Raw genomic sequence first — 19,056 nt, forward strand, 5'->3', positions numbered from 1 at the left:
CCGATGTGCAACGTGCGTTTTGTTATATCTTAGTCGTAGATGATTCACTTTGAGTTTCTGCAGCTTTCGGATCTTTAGGATAAAAATGGTCTGGCTGGCGGGCGCACAATGCAAATTCACGGGTATTTTTGTATGGCAGTTTCATAAAACCTGCGACACCGAAGTCCTGAATGCTCATGGCGTATTGCATAATGCGGGTCAGCAGAGTTTTAAACTCCCGCTCTTTACTGGCATCTAGCAGGCAATAGTAATGGTGGATTTTAAGGCGGTCGTTGAGCGATTCAAAGATGATACAACCGGTATGGTGGATCTGGTTAAGCTCAAACACGCACTGCACTATTTGTCGTGGTAATTGCAGTTGCTCGTCGGGGTCTTTGCCATCTTCAAAATAAGAGTGCGGCCGTGCGATCTCACTGGTGCCAATGTCCGATACGGTGTACTGCAGCTCAGGGACGTGGTCAAAAATAAACGCGCCGGTGCCGTCGCGCTGCAATTGAATGGTTTGTCTGGCATCAAACAGGCAGCATTTAAACAGACCCTTTTGCTCTATCCCCTGCGCCAGCATCACAGTGGCGTTCACGGCATCCGTAAAAGCACTTTGCAAAGATTCATCGTGCAGTACCAGGCTGGACTCCACAAACAAAGAAGCATCTTTCCAGTGAAAACTCAGGCCACCTACCACCGGATATTTTGCCAGTCGGCTGATGGATGCCAGAAACGCTTTCTCACTGTCACCGGTGTCGAACAGAAACTCTTTATAGTAGCGGTCCAGCTGAGCATCGTTCACGTCCAGCAGTTGCTGATTATGATCGGCGCGGCGTAAAAATTGTTTGCGCGAGCTGTAAACCACCGTATCTGGCTCTTCGTCGATCTCATTAAACCAAAAAGGGATGCTTGCTTTGCGAGGCGGTGTTTTTAGTTCGGGCAGATACATGCGCGCCATGGCCGGCATATTGCGCATAAAGTAGTCGCCAGCCTGATCCCGGATGGTTTTATCTTTGCTCAGCATTGCATCTATCATTCTGGCAAATGCTTGTGGCAAGCCTAAGCTGGTTGCGGGGATCACGGCGGCGCCAAAACGGCAGGACTGGGCACTGGCCAGCGCATAGATAGTGGATGCCACGCCCTGCTCGTCAAAGCGTGGCGAGGAGCGCGCGCCGGACATCTGCTCATCGCCAATAAAGTACACATCGCCCATCCGGGCATTGGTACTGCTGATGTCCGATGACATAAGATCCATAATATTACTGGCAACGGGCTCGCCATGGGCATCCAGCTGCGCATACACTGAACTGCCCCAGTCAACCAGCGAAAAGCTGTCTGTTGCTTCCTCCCAGACAATATTAGACGGTTTAATGTCGCCGTGCACCACAGGCTGAGGCGACATGCCATTTTTGCGGTCGCGTAAGTCAACCAGCACACTTCTGAGTTTATTGGCCAAATGCACCAGCTCATGAGGTTTAAAACGACCGCGTTTCAGCGACCATTGTTCGAGATCCTGGCCTTTGGCCCGCGCCATCATCAGGATCCCCTGCTTTTTTGCCCGTTCAAAAGCGTAAAACTCGGGGACCATGGGATTTTTAATCTGCGACAGCATATAGGCTTCGTCTTCCAGCCGGTCACGTACACTCTGAGCCAGAGTAATTCGGGAAAACTTAAACACCCACTCTTTGCCCTGCTCATCGATCCCAGCAAATACAAACCCGAATGCGCCAGACCCGATCACTTCCACATCATGATAGCCCAGCATGGTCAGCTGTTTTTGACAGATGTTGAGCCACTGACGGTGCTTTTTTGCATCTTTATGGGAGAGCAAATACACCGATTGCTGTTCATTGATGTAAAAATTATGGATCGACTTTTCTGTCATGGGCCTGTCCGTTTACGGGTATTCAGTGTTTCTAATGCAAATTATCAGATCAATTAAGAAGATCGGGCATGCTAATTAAAAAAGGCCGACATAAGCCGACCTTTTTATTTATTGTGCGTGTTAGGCGTTTTCAATTTTTGCCCAGGAATCACGCAGACCAACTGTTTGGTTGAAGGTCAATGTGTCGCGCTTGTTATCACGACAGTAGTAGCCCAAACGCTCAAACTGGAAGCCCTGCTCTGGTGCAGCGTCTGCCAGAGACGGCTCCAGCTTAGCATTGGCGATGATTTCCAGTGACTCTGGATTCAGCGTAGTCGCGAAGTCTTCCGCCGCTGCCGGGTTTGGTACATTGAACAAACGATCGTACTGACGTACTTCTGCGTCAATGCAGTGGCTTGCTGATACCCAATGGATAACGCCTTTCACTTTACGACCATCAGCCGGGTTCTTGCCTAAAGTATCGGCGTCGTATGTACAGTAAATCGTAGTGATGTTACCCGCATCGTCTTCTTCAACGCGCTCAGCTTTAATCACATAGGCATTACGCAAACGTACTTCTTTACCCAGTACCAGACGCTTAAACTTCTTGTTGGCTTCAACACGGAAGTCATCACGCTCAATGTAGATTTCGCGAGTGAACGGCAGCTGACGTGAGCCCATATCTAGTGTTGGATGGTTAGGCGCGTCCAGCATCTCAACCTGCTCGGCGTCATAGTTTTCAATCACGATTTTAACCGGATCAAGTACTGCCATTGCACGTGGTGCATTTTCATTCAGGTCGTCACGGATACACGCTTCAAGCATGCCCATTTCAACCATGTTGTCTTGCTTGGTAATACCAATGCGCTTACAGAATTCACGGATAGACGCAGGGGTATAACCACGACGGCGCAATCCAGCAATAGTTGGCATGCGCGGATCGTCCCAGCCTTCTACCTGACCGTTCACCACCAGGTCATTCAGCTTACGCTTTGACATCACGGTGTATTCAAGGTTCAGACGAGAGAATTCGATTTGTTGTGGGTGACACTCAATACTGATGTTGTCCAGTACCCAGTCATACAAACGACGGTTATCCTGGAACTCCAGCGTACACAGTGAATGGGTGATCCCTTCCAGCGCATCCGAAATACAGTGAGTAAAGTCGTACATTGGGTAAATGCACCACTTGTCACCGGTCTGGTGATGGTGAGCAAAACGAATACGATAGATGATAGGGTCGCGCAGCACCATGAATGAGCTGGCCATGTCTATCTTGGCACGCAGTACACACTCGCCTTCTTTGAACTCGCCGTTCTTCATTTTTTCGAACAACGCCAGGTTTTCTTCTGGTGAGGTATCGCGGTACGGGCTGTTTTTACCCGGCTCAGTGAGCGTGCCGCGGTATTCACGCGCCTGCTCCGGTGACAGGAAACACACGTAGGCAAGGCCTTTGTTGATCAGCTCTACCGCATACTCGTATAGCTTGTCGAAATAGTTAGACGAATAGCAGATCTCACCATCCCAGTTAAAACCCAGCCACTGCACGTCTTCTTTGATTGAGTTTACGTAATCCAGATCTTCTTTTTCCGGGTTCGTATCGTCAAAGCGCAGGTTACACAGACCCTGGTAGTCGCGGGCGATGCCAAAGTTCAGACAAATAGACTTAGCATGGCCTATATGTAAGTAGCCGTTCGGCTCTGGTGGAAAGCGCGTGTGCGTGCCGCCATGCTTACCGCTGGCTAAATCCGCATCTATGATATTTGTTATAAAATTTGTTGGGCGATTTTCTGCTTCCGCCATAGGAACTCATTCCTCTGAAAATTTAGTACCAGTTAACTGAGGCATTATTACAAAAAGTTAGCGCAACGAACAGCGTAAAACTAAGGCGAAAACGGATTTACCTCGCAATTGTGTAAACCTGAGCATAAAACAGACAAATCAAAGGCAAAAAGACGCGTCATTTTTATGACAAATTTTGTTCTAGCGCAATATATTCGTCACATGGTCGCTCTATCATAGGCGTCAACAACAGAGGTATCGCAAGGAAAAACCTATGGCATCAATGAATCTTCACCGCGTTTATATTCCAACGAACGCACGTAACAACCATTACATTCTGGCTGAGTTCAAACCCAGTGACGCATTCTTCGATTGCTTTGATGATGTGGAAAGCTGCTACCAACGCCTGGCCCGAAAGTTGTTTGCCATCTGCGACGAGCACGAATTATTTAACGTTCACGTCATTGCTAACGACAAGCTGCCCATCGTGCGCTATCACGACGAAGCACACAGCCTGCAAACGGATAAGCAGATCCTGTTTTTTTACAATCCAAAGTATCACGAAGGTCACAAAATACATTATGAGGCGAGCCATAAAGCCCGTAAAATTCGCTTATTGTTCCTGGCCACCGGCGATGAGCTGCGTGCCAATGCCGCCAGTTTCCACAGCAAAGTGAAAAAGGCGCTAGACGATCTGAAAGAACAATACGAGCAGCAAGGCTTGTTTTATAAAGTGCGTGACCATCAGCATCTGACCTATGACATTTTCGCTAAAGTAAAAGGCCACAGAGAAAGTTACGGCTATAAACTGCGTAGCTTATATCCACGCTACCAGGCTCGCAACTGCACATTGCCAGAGCAGCACTCAGAGATGAGCTATGTGTCTTTCTCTATCCCGATTACCCGCGCTATCAAGACCGAGTATCAAAGTCAGATGCGCCCTGGAGATTACACTCAGTTTTATCGTAGCATTGAAGACAGCTTTTTAACTTTGTGCGATCAGCTGCAACTGACCCATGTTGGCTTTGTTGCCGATGGCCGTCAGCCGTTGGTAAGAAGTAGTCAAATTGATAAGTCAGACGCCAATCGTGAGTTGCAAAAGCTGAGCTTTGATACCTCCGCACCAGATGGCCAGGTACGCTCTATCTGGGACAGTGAACACCTGTGCGACACCATGCACTTTGTGGTGGTTGCCAGCGACAAAGACAAAAAAGACGTGGGTTACGGCAAATTTATGAACAATGCCGAAACCATGATCCGCCGTTTAACCGGTAAGCTGCCTATTAATCCTGAGAAGCAAGACGTTATTGTGCGCTTCTTCCAGCATATCAGCTATCAAGACTAATCTTATCACGCGGGGGAGTTTCCCCCGCTTCTCTATTGACCAACTGCATTTCACTTGGTTACTCCAGTCCAGTCATAACTTGTAATTACGGTGTAATAGTGGCTTTTTCGCTTCCTAGCTAATGTTTAGTTACCCACATAAGGGTAATACACTTAAATACGTAAAAGGAGAGTTAAGATGGCCATTTCAAATCTAAAAATTCAAAAAGACACGACCATTGGTCCTTTATTCGAAAAGGGCTGGGACTTTTTTACCACAGATCTGAATCAGGGTGTTGGAGGTGACTTTCTCTATGTCGGATACCAACAGCTACCAGACCAGGCTGTGACTGCGATTAATTTTATCGCTTATGACAGTCCTCAGGAAAACTCGATCCCTGGCTGGGAGTGGTCACCGATTGATTTAAACAGTGGTGCTGGCGGAAAGTACATTTATATGTATTGGCAAATTGATGGTGAAGGCCCTGCTATCACTGACCTGCTATTTCTGCCCACAGATCAAAATGAACCATACAAAATTGATGGTTATACACACGTAGGCGTTGACCTGAATGAAGGTGCCGGTGGCCCTTATATCTGGGCATATTACTCGAATACATTAGCGCCAACCAGTGTGGCGAAGGCTCCATTCCACAGAAGTTAGATGGGCGAGCTTTATACCACTTACTTTATGAATACCGATTACGCATGAAATATTATAATGAGGCCTAACATCATAAAAAAAGGCGCCCTTAGGCGCCTTTTTACAGTGCAGGTAACGTGATTACCAGCCTGCTTTTTCTTTTAGTGCAGAACCGATCTCAGCCAGTGAGCGAACGGTCTTAACGCCAGCAGCTTCAAGTGCAGCGAACTTCTCGTCAGCTGTACCTTTACCGCCTGCGATGATTGCACCAGCGTGACCCATACGCTTACCTGGAGGCGCTGTAACACCTGCAATGTAAGAAACAACTGGTTTAGTCACGTTGTGCTTGATGTACTCTGCAGCTTCTTCTTCAGCTGTACCACCGATCTCACCAATCATTACGATTGCTTCAGTCTTAGGATCGTTCTGGAACATTTCCAGTACGTCGATGAAGTTAGTGCCTGGGATTGGGTCACCACCGATACCTACACAAGTAGACTGACCGAAGCCAGCGTCAGTAGTTTGCTTAACCGCTTCGTAAGTCAAAGTACCTGAACGAGATACAATGCCTACTTTACCAGGAAGGTGGATGTGACCAGGCATGATACCGATCTTACACTCGCCCGGAGTGATAACACCAGGACAGTTAGGACCAATCATGCGAACGCCAGTTTCTTCCAGCTTCACTTTAACATCAACCATATCTAGTGTAGGGATGCCTTCAGTGATACATACGATAAGCTCGATACCTGCGTCGATCGCTTCAAGGATAGCGTCTTTACAAAATGCTGCTGGTACGTAGATTACAGATGCAGTTGCACCAGTAGACTCTACCGCTTCACGTACAGTGTTGAATACTGGCAGACCCAGGTGAGTTGTGCCGCCTTTACCAGGAGAAACACCACCAACCATTTGCGTACCGTACTGGATAGCTTGCTCAGAGTGGAAAGTACCCTGGCCACCAGTGAAACCCTGACAGATTACTTTAGTATCTTTGTTAATTAGTACAGACATTATTTGCCCTCCGCAGCAGCAACTACTTTCTCAGCAGCGTCAGTTAGAGACTCAGCTGCAATGATGTCAAGGCCAGAGTTAGCGAGTACTTCACGACCCGCTTCAGCATTAGTACCTTCAAGACGTACAACTACTGGTACGTTTACGCCAACTTCTTTAACCGCACCGATGATACCTTCTGCGATCATGTCACAACGAACGATACCGCCGAAGATGTTAACTAGTACAGCTTTAACGTTGTCATCAGACAGGATGATCTTGAACGCTTCAGATACACGCTCTTTAGTCGCACCGCCACCTACGTCAAGGAAGTTAGCTGGCTTACCGCCGTGCAGGTTTACGATGTCCATGGTACCCATCGCTAGGCCAGCACCGTTAACCATACAACCTACGTTACCGTCTAGCGCAACGTAGTTCAGCTCGAAGCTTGCTGCGTGAGCTTCACGCGCGTCTTCTTGTGAAGGATCATGGAATTCACGGATCTTAGGCTGACGGAACAATGCGTTGCCGTCTACACCGATCTTGCCGTCAAGACAGTGCAGGTTGCCTTCGTCAGTGATTACCAGAGGGTTGATCTCTAGTAGTGCAAAGTCGTGGTTGATGAACATGTCAGCAAGACCCATGAAGATCTTAGTGAACTGCTTAACTTGAGTTGGGTTCAGACCTAGTTTGAACGCAAGCTCACGACCTTGGTAAGCCTGAGGACCGACTAGTGGATCGATCTCAGCTTTGTGAATTAGTTCTGGCGTGTTGTGAGCAACTTCTTCGATCTCAACACCACCTTCAGTTGATGCCATGAACACGATTTTACGTGAAGCACGGTCAACAACAGCACCCAGGTATAGCTCATTTGCAATATCAGTGCAGCTTTCTACTAAGATTTTAGCAACTGGCTGACCTTTCTCGTCAGTTTGGTAGGTTACCAGGTTTTTGCCTAACCAGTTTTCAGCAAATGCGCGGATCTCGTCTTTGCTGTCTGCCAGTTTTACACCGCCCGCTTTACCACGGCCGCCAGCGTGTACTTGACATTTTACAACCCACTTGTCACCACCGATTTTACCAGCAGCTTCTACAGCCTCTTGAGGCGTGTCACAAGCGTAACCATCTGATACAGGTAAACCATATTCGGCAAAAAGTTGTTTTGCCTGATACTCATGCAAATTCATGATGCTTTATCCAATTTTTTATACTAAAAAAGCTGAATATTTATGCAAATAATCAGCTATCCCAAATTGCGCCCATAGTATAGATCTCAAGGCCTTGTATGAAAACCCCAGTAAGACTAATGGCGCAAAAAAAAAGCTGTATGCGGACATTATGCCCACATACAGCTTAATCTTTAATCTAGATGATTAAACGTCCAGAAGCAGACGCGTTGGATCTTCCAGAAGTTCCTTAATTGTAACCAGGAAGCCAACTGATTCTTTACCATCGATTTGACGGTGATCGTAAGATAGTGCCAGGTACATCATAGGCAGGATTTCAACCTTGCCATTCACTGCCATTGGGCGCTCCTGGATTTTGTGCATACCCAGGATTGAAGACTGTGGCAAGTTGATGATAGGCGTAGACAGTAGTGAACCAAATACACCACCGTTAGTGATAGTGAAGTTACCACCAGTCATGTCGTCAACAGTCAGCTTACCGTCGCGGCCTTTAAGTGCCAGCTCACGGATCCCTTTTTCGATTTCAGCAACAGACAGCTTGTCACAGTCGCGTAGTACAGGTGTTACCAGACCACGTGGGGTAGAAACTGCGATGCTGATGTCGAAGTAGTTGTGGTAAACGATGTCATCGCCGTCGATAGACGCATTTACTTCAGGGAAACGCTTCAGTGCTTCTGTAACCGCTTTCACGTAGAAAGACATGAAACCAAGACGGATACCGTGACGCTCTTCGAATACATCTTTGTACTGCTTGCGAAGGTCCATGATAGGCTTCATGTTTACTTCGTTGAAGGTCGTCAGCATCGCTGTTGAGTTCTTCGCTTCAAGCAGACGGTTCGCGATTGTCTTACGCAGACGAGTCATAGGAACGCGTTTCTGAGTACGGTCACCTACTGGCGCCGCTGGTGCTGCTGCCGCTGGCGCTGTTGCTGGTTTTGCCGCAGGCGCTTTCAGGAATGCATCAACATCTTCTTTAGTGATGCGACCACCTTTGCCAGTACCTTTGATTTGTGAAGCATCAAGACCTTTTTCAGCAATCAGACGACGTACAGATGGCGTTAGCACGTCTGCATTGTCATCGCTTGCAGGCGCTGCTTCTGCCTGTGCAGCTGGCGCTGCCGCTGGTGCACCACCGGCAACCAGTTTACCAATCACTTGCTCACCCAGAACGGTTTCACCTTCTGCGTGCAGTTGCTCGCCCATTACACCGTCTTCAGGTGCAACAACTTCAAGCACAACTTTATCTGTTTCGATGTCTACCAGGTTTTGGTCGCGGCTTACCGCTTCGCCTGGTTGTACATGCCAAGTTGCAACTGTAGCGTCTGCTACTGATTCAGGAAGTACAGGTACTTTAATGTCCACTTCTTTACCTTCTGCTGCTGGCGCCGCTGCTGGCGCTGCTGTTTGTTCATTTGATTGCGCTGGAGCGGCATCTGACGCGCCCAGCTGTGCGATAACTTGCTCACCAAGAACCGTTGCGCCCTCTTCTTCAGAGATTGCGACAATAACACCGTCTTCAGGTGCAACGACTTCTAAAACTACTTTGTCAGTTTCGATATCTACCAGGTTTTGGTCACGGCTTACTTTGTCACCAACGCTTACGTGCCATGTGGCCACTGTTGCATCGGCAACAGATTCAGGAAGAACAGGAACCTTAATTTCGGTCGTCATCTCTAATTCCTTATTTCTTAATAGTTAAAGCGTCAGCAATCAACGCATTTTGTTCTTTTGTATGGGTCGACATGTAGCCACATGCAGGCGCTGCTGCAGCTTTACGACCGGCGTAAGTCAACTTCGCACCACTTGGGATAGCTTCCCAGAAATGGTGTTGTGAACAGTACCAGGCACCTTGGTTTTGAGGCTCTTCCTGACACCATACGAAGTCTTTAACGTGCTGGTAGCGAGCCATGATTTCGTCCATCTCTTTGTGTGGGAACGGATAAAGCTGCTCCACACGAACGATAGCGACATTATTCAGCTCTTGCTTGCGACGCTCCTGTAGCAATTCGTAATACACTTTACCGCTACAGAACACAACGCGCTCGACGTTTTCAGGATTGATATCATCAATCTCGTCGATCATGTTGTGGAAAACACCTTCAGACAACTCTTCCAGGCTAGAGACAGCCAGAGGATGACGAAGTAAAGATTTTGGTGTCATAACAATCAGTGGACGACGCAGAGGACGTACTGACTGACGACGTAACATGGCATAAACCTGTGCTGGCGTACTTGGTACACACACTTGCATGTTGTGGTCTGCACACAGTTGCAGGTAACGCTCAAGACGCGCAGAACTGTGCTCTGGACCCTGACCTTCGTAACCATGTGGCAATAATAAAGTCAGACCACACAAACGGCCCCACTTTTGCTCACCGGAACTCAGGAATTGGTCGAATACCACCTGGGCACCGTTCGCGAAGTCGCCGAATTGTGCTTCCCACAGAACCAAAGAAGTTGGCTCTGCTGTCGCGTAACCATATTCGAACGCCAATACAGCTTCTTCAGACAATACTGAGTCATATACTTCAAACAGACCCTGATCGTCACGCACGTTTTGCAGCGGCAGGTAAGTTGAAGCATCGGCCTGGTTGTGAACAACCGCATGGCGGTGGAAGAAAGTACCACGACCTGAATCCTGACCGGTCAGACGAATGTCTGTGCCCTGATCAACCAAGGTTGCGTAGGCAAGCGTTTCTGCCATACCCCAGTCAAGTAGCTTCTCGCCACTGGCCATGGTTTTACGGTCGTCGTAAATTTTCTTAACGCGCGACTGCGCTTTGTGATCAGCCGGGTAAGTCGAGATTTTTTCGCTCAACTCTTTTAGCTTCTCAACCGGAACACTTGCCTCATAGGCTGTATCCCAGTCGTGACCAACGTACTTAGACCAGTCTGAAGAGTGCTTGGTCTCAGGCTGAATTTCTTCAACCACGATCTGGCCTTTATCCAGACCGTTACGGTAGTCATCAGCCAGCGTCTTCGCTTCTTCAGCGCTCAATACGCCTTCTGATACCAGTCTGTCAGCATAAATCTGACGCGGTACAGGGTGCTTTTTGATCTTCTGATACATCAGAGGCTGAGTTGCATTCGGCTCGTCGGCTTCATTGTGGCCATGACGACGGTAACAAACCAGGTCGATCACCACATCGCGCTTAAACTTGTTACGGAAATCAAGGGCAATTTGCGTCACGAACGCAACCGCTTCTGGGTCATCCGCGTTAACGTGGAAAATTGGCGCCTGAACCATCTTAGCGATGTCAGTACAGTACTCAGTTGAACGCGTGTCTTCCTGGTTTGACGTCGTGAAACCAACCTGGTTGTTCACCACGATACGGATTGAACCACCCACACCATAAGCACGAGTCTGAGACATGTTGAATGTCTCTTGTACTACGCCCTGGCCGGCGATGGCTGAGTCACCGTGAATAGTGATAGGAAGTGCTTTAGAACCGCTCTTACAGTTAAGACGGTCAAGACGTGCACGTACCGAGCCCATAACCACAGGGTTAACGATCTCAAGGTGCGACGGGTTGAACGCCAGCGCCATGTGAACGTTGCCGCCCTGCGTTGCGAAGTCAGACGAGTAACCCATGTGGTATTTTACGTCACCAGAGCCTGCTGATTCGCCGTATTTGCCCGCGAACTCGTCAAACAGTACTTGAGGGTTTTTACCCAGTACGTTGACCAATACGTTCAGACGACCACGGTGCGCCATACCAATGACCACTTCTTCCTGGCCACTTTCACCGGCACGATGTACCAGCTCTTTTAGCATTGGCACCAGTGCATCACCGCCTTCCAGTGAGAAACGTTTTGCGCCTGGGAATTTAGCACCTAAGTATTTTTCCAGACCATCAGCAGCGGTCAGGCCTTTCAGGATGCGAAGCTTAGTTTCTTTGTTGAATTTAGGCTGTGCGAAGGTAGATTCGATGCGTTGCTGTAACCAACGTTTTTCTTCTGTTGAAGTAATGTGCATATACTCGGCACCAACAGAACCACAGTAAGTGGTTTTCAGCGCGTTGTATAAGTCTTTTAACTTCATTGTCTCTTGGCCTGAAGCAAAAGAGCCAACGTTATATTCTTTTTCCAGGTCGGCATTGTCTAAATCATGATAGGCCAGGTCGAGTTCGCGAACTCGATCACGCTGCCATAGACCCAATGGATCTAAGTTTGCGTTTTGGTGACCTCTGAATCTGAATGCATTAATAAGTTGCAAAACACGAACCTGTTTTGCATCTGCCGCACCTTCTGCAGAAACGATTACTTCTCTGTGTTTGTTTTTAGCAAGGTCAGCAAACTGAGATTTGATCTCTGAATGCTTAACATCAACGTCAACGCCTTCTACCTTTGGCAGTTGATCAAACACTTCTCGCCATTCTTCTGGCACTGAAGCCGCATCATCAAGATACGCCTCATATAAATCTTCAACATATGCAACGTTGCCGCCGTATAAGTGCGAAGATTCCAGCCATGCCTTCATCACACCTTCGTGCATTTATTAGCCCTTTTTCTAGCGCAGAAACTTAAACGAAAACAAGATGGCATGCTGAGCATGCCATCTGTAGATTTAAATATGTATTAAACCGAACGATTTAACAACATAGATTTAATGTGTCCGATCGCCTTAGTAGGATTCAAGCCTTTCGGACAAACGCTTACACAGTTCATGATACTGTGACAGCGGAAGACGCTGAACGCGTCATCAAGGTCAGCCAGGCGCTCTTCTGTCGCAGTATCACGGCTGTCAGCCAGGAAGCGATACGCGTGAAGAAGGCCCGCAGGACCGATAAATTTATCTGGGTTCCACCAGAACGACGGACATGACGTTGAACAACATGCACACAGAATACACTCGTACAGACCATCCAGCTTGTCACGCTCTTCAATACTTTGAAGACGCTCTTCACCGCCGGTTGGCTTGTCGTTGATCAGGTAAGGTTTTACCTTCTCGTACTGAGTGTAGAACTGGCTCATGTCGATAACCAGGTCACGGATAACTGGCAGACCCGGTAATGGACGAACGATGATCTTGCCTTTGCCACCTTTTTGCAATGCAGATAAAGGGGTAATACAAGCCAGACCGTTCTTACCATTCATGTTTACACCGTCTGAACCACACACACCTTCACGGCATGAACGACGGAAAGACAATGTTGGATCTTGTTCTTTCAACATTAACAGCGCATCTAGCACCATCATGTCGCGACCTTCTTCAACCTCCAGCTTGTAATCTTGCATACGAGGTGCAGAATCTACGTCAGGGTTGTAACGATAAACAGATAATTCTAAAGTTGCCATCGCTTAGCTCCTAGTATGTACGTGCTTTCGGTGGGAATGCTTCACGAGTCTTAGGCGCAAAGTTTACTTCACGCTTAGTCATCGTGTCTGACTCTGGGTGATGCAGAGAGTGGCACAGCCAGTTCTCATCGTCACGCTCAGGGAAGTCAAAGCGCGAGTGTGCACCACGGCTTTCTGTACGGAAGTTAGCTGCAACGGCTGTTGAGTAAGCTGTTTCCATCAGGTTATCAAGCTCTAAGCACTCGATACGCTGGGTGTTGAACTCTGTTGACTTGTCGTCAAGACGCGCAAACTTAAGACGCTCACGGATCTCTTTAAGTTCTTTAAGGCCATCTGCCATCGCATCACCTTCACGGAATACCGAGAAGTTAAGCTGCATACATTCTTGTAGATCTTTCTTGATCTGAACCGGATCTTCGCCTTTGCCTTTCTCTGAAGACTCCCAACGGTTAAAGCGTGCAAATGCCTGCTCAACGTCATCAGAAGATGCATCACCTGTAGACTCGAAGCCTTGCAGGTAAGTACCCAGGAAGTTACCTGCCGCACGACCGAATACAACCAGGTCAAGCAGTGAGTTACCACCCAGACGGTTTGCACCGTGTACAGATACACACGCAATTTCACCAACCGCGAACAGACCTTCAATAATGCGCTCTTCGCCGTTTTCATTCACGTTTAGTACCTGACCATTTACGTTGGTCGGTACACCACCCATCATGTAGTGACAGGTTGGGATAACCGGAATTGGCTCTTTAGCTGGGTCAACGTGAGCGAATGTCTTAGACAAATCACATACGCCTGGCAGACGCAGGTTAAGCATTTCTTCACCAAGGTGGTCAAGCTTAAGCTTAATGTGAGTACCCCAAGGGCCTTCACAACCACGGCCTTCACGGATTTCGGTCATCATTGCACGCGCAACAACGTCACGACCTGCAAGGTCTTTCGCGTTAGGTGCATAACGTTCCATGAAACGCTCGCCGTCTTTATTCAGAAGGTACCCACCTTCACCACGACAACCTTCTGTTACCAGCGTACCCGCACCCGCGATACCGGTTGGGTGGAACTGCCACATTTCCATGTCCTGCATAGAGATGCCAGCACGAACCGCCATACCAACACCGTCACCAGTGTTGATGTGTGCGTTAGTAGTTGATGCGTAGATACGACCTGCACCACCGGTTGCCAATACAACCGCTTTAGATTTGAAGTAAACAACTTCGCCGCTTTCGATGTCGATTGCAGTTACACCGACTACGTCGCCTTTGTCGTTTTTAACCAAATCAAGTGCGTACCACTCAGAGAAAACATTAGTTTTGTTCTTAACGTTTTGCTGGTACAAGCAGTGTAGCAATGCGTGACCTGTACGGTCTGCCGCTGCTGCCGTACGTGCAGCCTGCTCACCACCAAAATTCTTAGACTGACCACCGAAAGGACGCTGATAAACACGGCCGTTCTCAAAACGAGAGAAAGGCAGACCCATGTTTTCAAGTTCAGTGATTGCCTCTGGACCCGTTTTGGTCATGTACTCGATGGCATCCTGGTCACCAATGTAATCAGAACCCTTTACCGTGTCGTACATGTGCCATTCCCAGTTGTCTTCGTGGGAGTTACCCAGCGCAACTGTGATACCACCTTGTGCAGATACCGTATGAGAACGTGTCGGGAATACTTTAGAGATCAATGCACAAGTTTTGCCTGACTCAGAAATCGCAAGCGCTGCACGCATGCCAGCACCACCGGCGCCAACTACAACAGCGTCAAATTCACGAACATTATATTTCACTTAAACACCCCACAATACAAACAGGCCAACAGCAACATACGCCAGTGCCATCAGATTAAGTACAAAGCCCAGCACAGAACGCATCGTTGAACACTTAACGTAGTCCGTCAGAACCTGCCACAAACCAATGCGAGTGTGGACCATGATGCATACCAGTGTGATGAAAGTTGCCGCTTTAACGGCCAGGTTTGAGAATAAACCTGTCCAGGCTTCATAGCTGATTTCGGGCGTTAGCAGAAAATAGCCAACGATAAATACCGAATAAGCCAGGATGATTAGTGCAGTCGCGCGCAATGACACATAGTCTTGCACACCGTCGCGCTTCAGAGTTGCTTGATTTAAGACCATATCCATACTCCTGCCAGGATGGCTACGATTACCCACAGCGCCAATGCGATTTTTGCACTGGTGTTGCCCGATTCTAATTCTTCCCAGTGACCCATGTCTTGGATCATGTGACGTACGCCGCCAATGATGTGGTAAGACAATACAGTCAGGGTGCCCCACGCAATGAATTTTGCAATAAAGCCAGTCATTAGCTCTTTGACAAATTCAAACCCTTCAGGAGAAGAAAGAGACTCAGACCACGCCCAAATGACAAAGGTCAATGCGAAGAATAACGCAACACCGGTTACACGGTGCAAAATCGACGCTTTTGCCGTAGGTGGCATAGATATAGTCGTAAGATCTAGATTTACAGGTCTTTGCTTTTTCACAGTTACTTGCCCATCTTGCTCACAAAGGAGCTCATCTACTTGTTTTTATAAAACCACTTGCGCTGGTTGCACAAATGGCACACTCTAGATATACCTGTTTAAACACTGAGCGGTTCACTTTGTGAAAATGCCAATGTAAAAATAGGTTTACCCACAGACGACACGGTATAAAACCGTAGATAGTATATAAGGCCGAGCGGCCTTTTACAATTCTTGTTTAGATTGAGACGCTTGCGAATTAGCCGATGGTATAATATTTAAACGGCGTAGAATATTTATCATACATTTCTGCATAATTCTCAGAAAAATTGACTTTCCACCCCTATTTTAAGTTAGAATGATCTGAATTTGCTTAACATTAGTATCACAACATAACAATCAGAATATTGTTATTTCATAGGAGATAAATAGATGGCAGATAAGAAAGCCACAGTCCATATCGATGGTCATGATCCGATCGAACTCCCGATCTACTCTGGCACTGCTGGCCAGGACGTAGTCGACGTCCGCACACTTGGCGCTCACGGCTTCTTCACATACGACCCTGGTTTTATGTCGACTGGCTCTTGCGAATCATCTATTACTTATATCGATGGTGCAAAGGGTGTACTACTACACCGTGGTTACCCAATCGAGCAATTAGCAGAGCAATCTAACTACATTGAGCTGTGCTACCTGCTTCTGAACGGTGAATTACCAGACGATGCGCAACTTGAAGAATTTGCAAAGAACATCACGCACAACACTATGCTGCATGAGAAAATTGCGTCTTTCTTCCAGGGTTTCCGCGTTGATTCTCACCCAATGGCAATGCTGTGTGGTGTGGTTGGTGCACTGTCTTCGTTCTATCACGACGACCTGGACATCTCAGACGCTGATCAGCGTATGCGTTGTGCAATTAAACTGGTTGCTAAACTGCCTACCATTGCTGCGATGGCATACAAGTACAACACAGGTCAGCCGTTCGTTTATCCACGTAACGACCTGAGCTATGCTGAAAACTTCCTGCACATGATGTTCTCAGTCCCAGCTGAAGAGTACAAGGTTAACCCTGTACTGGCCAAAGCTATGGACCGTATCTTCATGCTACACGCAGACCACGAGCAAAACGCGTCTACTTCAACGGTACGTCTTGCTGGTTCTTCAGGCGCTAACCCTTATGCGTGTATCGCAGCGGGTATCGCGTCACTGTGGGGTCCTGCGCACGGTGGTGCAAACGAAGCGTGTCTGAACATGCTGGAAGAAATTGGTACTGTTGACCGTATCGACGAATACGTTGCAAAAGCAAAAGACAAGAACGACCCGTTCCGTCTGATGGGCTTTGGTCACCGCGTATACAAAAACTTCGACCCGCGTGCGACCGTAATGCGTCAAACTTGTCACGAAGTTCTGAAAGAGCTGAACATTCAGGATCCATTGCTTGACGTTGCAATGAAGCTTGAGCAGATCGCACTGGAAGACCCGTACTTCGTTGAGAAGAAGCTGTACCCGAATGTTGATTTCTACTCAGGTATCATCCTGAAAGCGATTGGTATTCCGACCAGCATGTTCACTGTGATCTTCGCTATGTCTCGTACTGTTGGCTGGATCTCACACTGGAACGAAATGCTGTCTCAGCCTGGCCACAAGATTGGTCGTCCACGTCAGTTGTACACTGGCTACACGGCACGTGACTACAAAAAAGAAGGTGACAGATAAGCCTCGCTTAACTGACACTTTGAAAAGGGTTGCCATTGGCAGCCCTTTTTTGTGTCAGGCCGTTAGGCAGACTTGCAAGCCCATATAAATCCGGTAAAATCCGCCTGCTCAGGCGCAGTAGGAGACCCTTTTGAACGATAACCCTTGCACACAACTTAGGCGTGATTTCCCCATCTTTGAGGTGTCGGTTGACGACCAGCCTTTGTGTTATCTTGACTCCGCTGCCACCACCCAGAAACCCAATCAGGTGATCCTGGCTGTAAAGGATTTTTACCAGTCTCAGAATGCCAATGTACACCGAGGTTTACACACACTGAGTGAGCAGGCAACCACAGCCTATGAGGCCGTACGGGGCAAATTAGCGCAGTTTCTTAATGTACAAAGCCGGGAAATTGTCTGGACCAGTGGTGCTACCGCCTCTTTGAATTTAATTGCATATGGCCTGAGCGACAGGCTTGAAAAAGACGATGTCATTTTGTTGTCTCCTTTGGAGCATCACGCCAATATCGTGCCGTGGCAACTCGCGGCGCAGCGTACAGGTGCACGCATTGAATTGTTGCCCGTCGATACGCAAGGTATTCTCCAGCTTGAACAAGCTAAAGCGCTGATAAAGAGCTTAAAACCCAAAGTCATGAGTATTTGCCATGCCTCTAATGCGCTGGGCAATATCAATGATGTGGCAGCACTGATAGCGAGCAGTAAAAACTCAGGCACTATTACGGTCGTAGATGGAGCCCAATCTTTATTGCATTTGCGCCCCAATTTACAGCAGCTTGATTGCGATTTTTATGTGTTTTCTGCACATAAGGCACTGGGCCCGACCGGTTTAGGTGGCCTCTATGGACGCTATGAACTGCTCAATGCCCTGCCCGTTTATCAAAGCGGAGGCGAAATGATAGACACGGTCAGTTTTAGTGGCACCACCTTTCGCCCGGCCCCTGAAAAATTTGAGCCCGGTACGCCCAATATTGCCGGTGTTATCGGTTTTGGCGCAGCCCTGGATTACCTTGCAGCACAAGATCATGACGCATTATTCCGGCACGAACAATCACTGTATCAGAGCCTGATTCAGCAACTGAGCGAAATAGACGGGATCCAGATTTGGGGCGATACGGCTAATAATGTCGGCACCGTCAGTTTTAGCTACAAAAACGAGCATCATTACGATCTCGCAACCTTGCTCAATACCCATGGTATTGCTGTCAGAAGCGGCCACCACTGCACACAACCGCTAATGGCGCATCTGGGCATCGAAGGCACCATTCGTGCCAGCCTGGCGTTTTACAACAACCAGCAAGACATCAGTCGGTTTATTGCTGCACTGAAAGACACCCTCAGTTTATTAGAAGAGTAATTATGGACTTATCACACATAGAGCACACCCTGGCTCAGCACGGCGCTTGGCAAGGCAAGTATCGCGAAATCATGCTTCTGGGCAAGGCACTACCGGCCATGCCGGATGCACTAAAAACGGATGCTGCGCTGGTGAAAGGCTGTGAGAGTAAAGTCTGGTTACACCTTGACCTGGATGAGCAGCAGCAACGTCTGGTACTGATAGCGGACTCAGACACCCGCATCGTCAAAGGTTTACTGGCAATTATTCTGGCTTGCTATAACAACCAATTACCGCAAGAAGCAGGTAAGCTTGATGCCTATGAGCTGTTTGACAAGCTGGGGCTGATCAAGCACCTGAGCCCGTCTCGCGGCAATGGGGTGCGCGCTATCGTAGAGCGTATTCATCAACAGCTTCAGGTGCTGCAATAGCACCTGAGATACATGTCGCG

The 19,056-nt window shown here is 48.1% G+C and carries 15 protein-coding genes; 5 read left to right on the forward strand and 10 right to left on the reverse strand.

Translation table 11 applies throughout. From position 1 onward, the window contains the following. Window positions 1-22: 22 nt before the first annotated feature. Both CWB98_RS21910 and glnS read right to left on the reverse strand, forming a co-directional pair. Window positions 23-1,870, reverse strand: coding sequence for a protein kinase domain-containing protein (locus CWB98_RS21910; protein ID WP_138546746.1), 1,848 nt, complete (start codon window positions 1,868-1,870; stop codon window positions 23-25). Between the two features lie 120 nt (window positions 1,871-1,990). Continuing rightward, the gene (glnS, locus tag CWB98_RS21915) at window positions 1,991-3,652 is read right to left on the reverse strand and encodes a glutamine--tRNA ligase (protein ID WP_138546747.1); all 1,662 of its coding nucleotides are present in this window, start codon (window positions 3,650-3,652) and stop codon (window positions 1,991-1,993) included. A gap of 253 nt (window positions 3,653-3,905) precedes the next feature. On the opposite strand from glnS, the gene CWB98_RS21920 reads away from it, so the two are divergent. Continuing rightward, window positions 3,906-4,976: a DUF3083 family protein gene (locus tag CWB98_RS21920; RefSeq protein ID WP_138546748.1), complete on the forward strand. Its 1,071-nt coding sequence runs from the start codon at window positions 3,906-3,908 to the stop codon at window positions 4,974-4,976. A 177-nt stretch (window positions 4,977-5,153) separates the two neighbouring features. After that, window positions 5,154-5,618: a hypothetical protein gene (locus tag CWB98_RS21925; protein ID WP_138546749.1), complete on the forward strand. Its 465-nt coding sequence runs from the start codon at window positions 5,154-5,156 to the stop codon at window positions 5,616-5,618. Window positions 5,619-5,738: 120 nt separating this feature from the next. Here CWB98_RS21925 and sucD read toward each other — a convergent pair whose 3' ends face one another. The 8 genes from sucD to sdhC all read right to left on the reverse strand — a co-directional run bounded on the left by sucD (window position 5,739) and on the right by sdhC (window position 15,574). Beyond that, a complete protein-coding gene (gene sucD, locus CWB98_RS21930) occupies window positions 5,739-6,611 on the reverse strand; it encodes a succinate--CoA ligase subunit alpha (protein ID WP_010381473.1) in 873 nt (290 codons plus the stop codon). Beyond that, on the reverse strand, window positions 6,611-7,777 hold the full coding sequence (gene sucC, locus CWB98_RS21935; protein ID WP_125782083.1) for an ADP-forming succinate--CoA ligase subunit beta: 1,167 nt from the start codon (window positions 7,775-7,777) through the stop codon (window positions 6,611-6,613). The genes sucD and sucC overlap by 1 nt, the downstream gene beginning before the upstream one ends. 186 nt (window positions 7,778-7,963) lie before the next feature. Beyond that, window positions 7,964-9,448, reverse strand: a complete 1,485-nt coding sequence (odhB, locus tag CWB98_RS21940; RefSeq protein ID WP_138546750.1) for a 2-oxoglutarate dehydrogenase complex dihydrolipoyllysine-residue succinyltransferase — start codon at window positions 9,446-9,448, stop codon at window positions 7,964-7,966. Between the two features lie 10 nt (window positions 9,449-9,458). Continuing rightward, on the reverse strand, window positions 9,459-12,272 hold the full coding sequence (sucA, locus tag CWB98_RS21945; RefSeq protein ID WP_138546751.1) for a 2-oxoglutarate dehydrogenase E1 component: 2,814 nt from the start codon (window positions 12,270-12,272) through the stop codon (window positions 9,459-9,461). 83 nt (window positions 12,273-12,355) lie between these two features. After that, entirely contained in the window at window positions 12,356-13,075 is a 720-nt protein-coding gene (locus CWB98_RS21950; RefSeq protein WP_046003813.1) for a succinate dehydrogenase iron-sulfur subunit, read from the reverse strand. A gap of 10 nt (window positions 13,076-13,085) precedes the next feature. Continuing rightward, window positions 13,086-14,858, reverse strand: a complete 1,773-nt coding sequence (gene sdhA / locus CWB98_RS21955; protein WP_010381483.1) for a succinate dehydrogenase flavoprotein subunit — start codon at window positions 14,856-14,858, stop codon at window positions 13,086-13,088. Then, on the reverse strand, window positions 14,859-15,206 hold the full coding sequence (gene sdhD, locus CWB98_RS21960; RefSeq protein WP_046003812.1) for a succinate dehydrogenase, hydrophobic membrane anchor protein: 348 nt from the start codon (window positions 15,204-15,206) through the stop codon (window positions 14,859-14,861). Continuing rightward, window positions 15,197-15,574: a succinate dehydrogenase, cytochrome b556 subunit gene (gene sdhC / locus CWB98_RS21965; protein WP_081694265.1), complete on the reverse strand. Its 378-nt coding sequence runs from the start codon at window positions 15,572-15,574 to the stop codon at window positions 15,197-15,199. The genes sdhD and sdhC overlap by 10 nt, the downstream gene beginning before the upstream one ends. Before the next feature lie 411 nt (window positions 15,575-15,985). On the opposite strand from sdhC, the gene CWB98_RS21970 reads away from it, so the two are divergent. From CWB98_RS21970 to CWB98_RS21980, 3 genes are all read left to right on the forward strand, one after another. Continuing rightward, the gene (locus tag CWB98_RS21970; RefSeq protein WP_046003811.1) at window positions 15,986-17,272 is read left to right on the forward strand and encodes a citrate synthase; all 1,287 of its coding nucleotides are present in this window, start codon (window positions 15,986-15,988) and stop codon (window positions 17,270-17,272) included. A 130-nt stretch (window positions 17,273-17,402) separates the two neighbouring features. Then, a complete protein-coding gene (locus CWB98_RS21975) occupies window positions 17,403-18,626 on the forward strand; it encodes an aminotransferase class V-fold PLP-dependent enzyme (RefSeq protein WP_138546752.1) in 1,224 nt (407 codons plus the stop codon). A 2-nt stretch (window positions 18,627-18,628) separates the two neighbouring features. Continuing rightward, window positions 18,629-19,036, forward strand: coding sequence for a SufE family protein (locus CWB98_RS21980; RefSeq protein WP_138546753.1), 408 nt, complete (start codon window positions 18,629-18,631; stop codon window positions 19,034-19,036). Window positions 19,037-19,056: the final 20 nt, after the last annotated feature.

The sequence above is a fragment of the Pseudoalteromonas rubra genome, assembly GCF_005887115.1.
In the GTDB taxonomy this organism is placed as follows: domain Bacteria; phylum Pseudomonadota; class Gammaproteobacteria; order Enterobacterales; family Alteromonadaceae; genus Pseudoalteromonas; species Pseudoalteromonas rubra_F.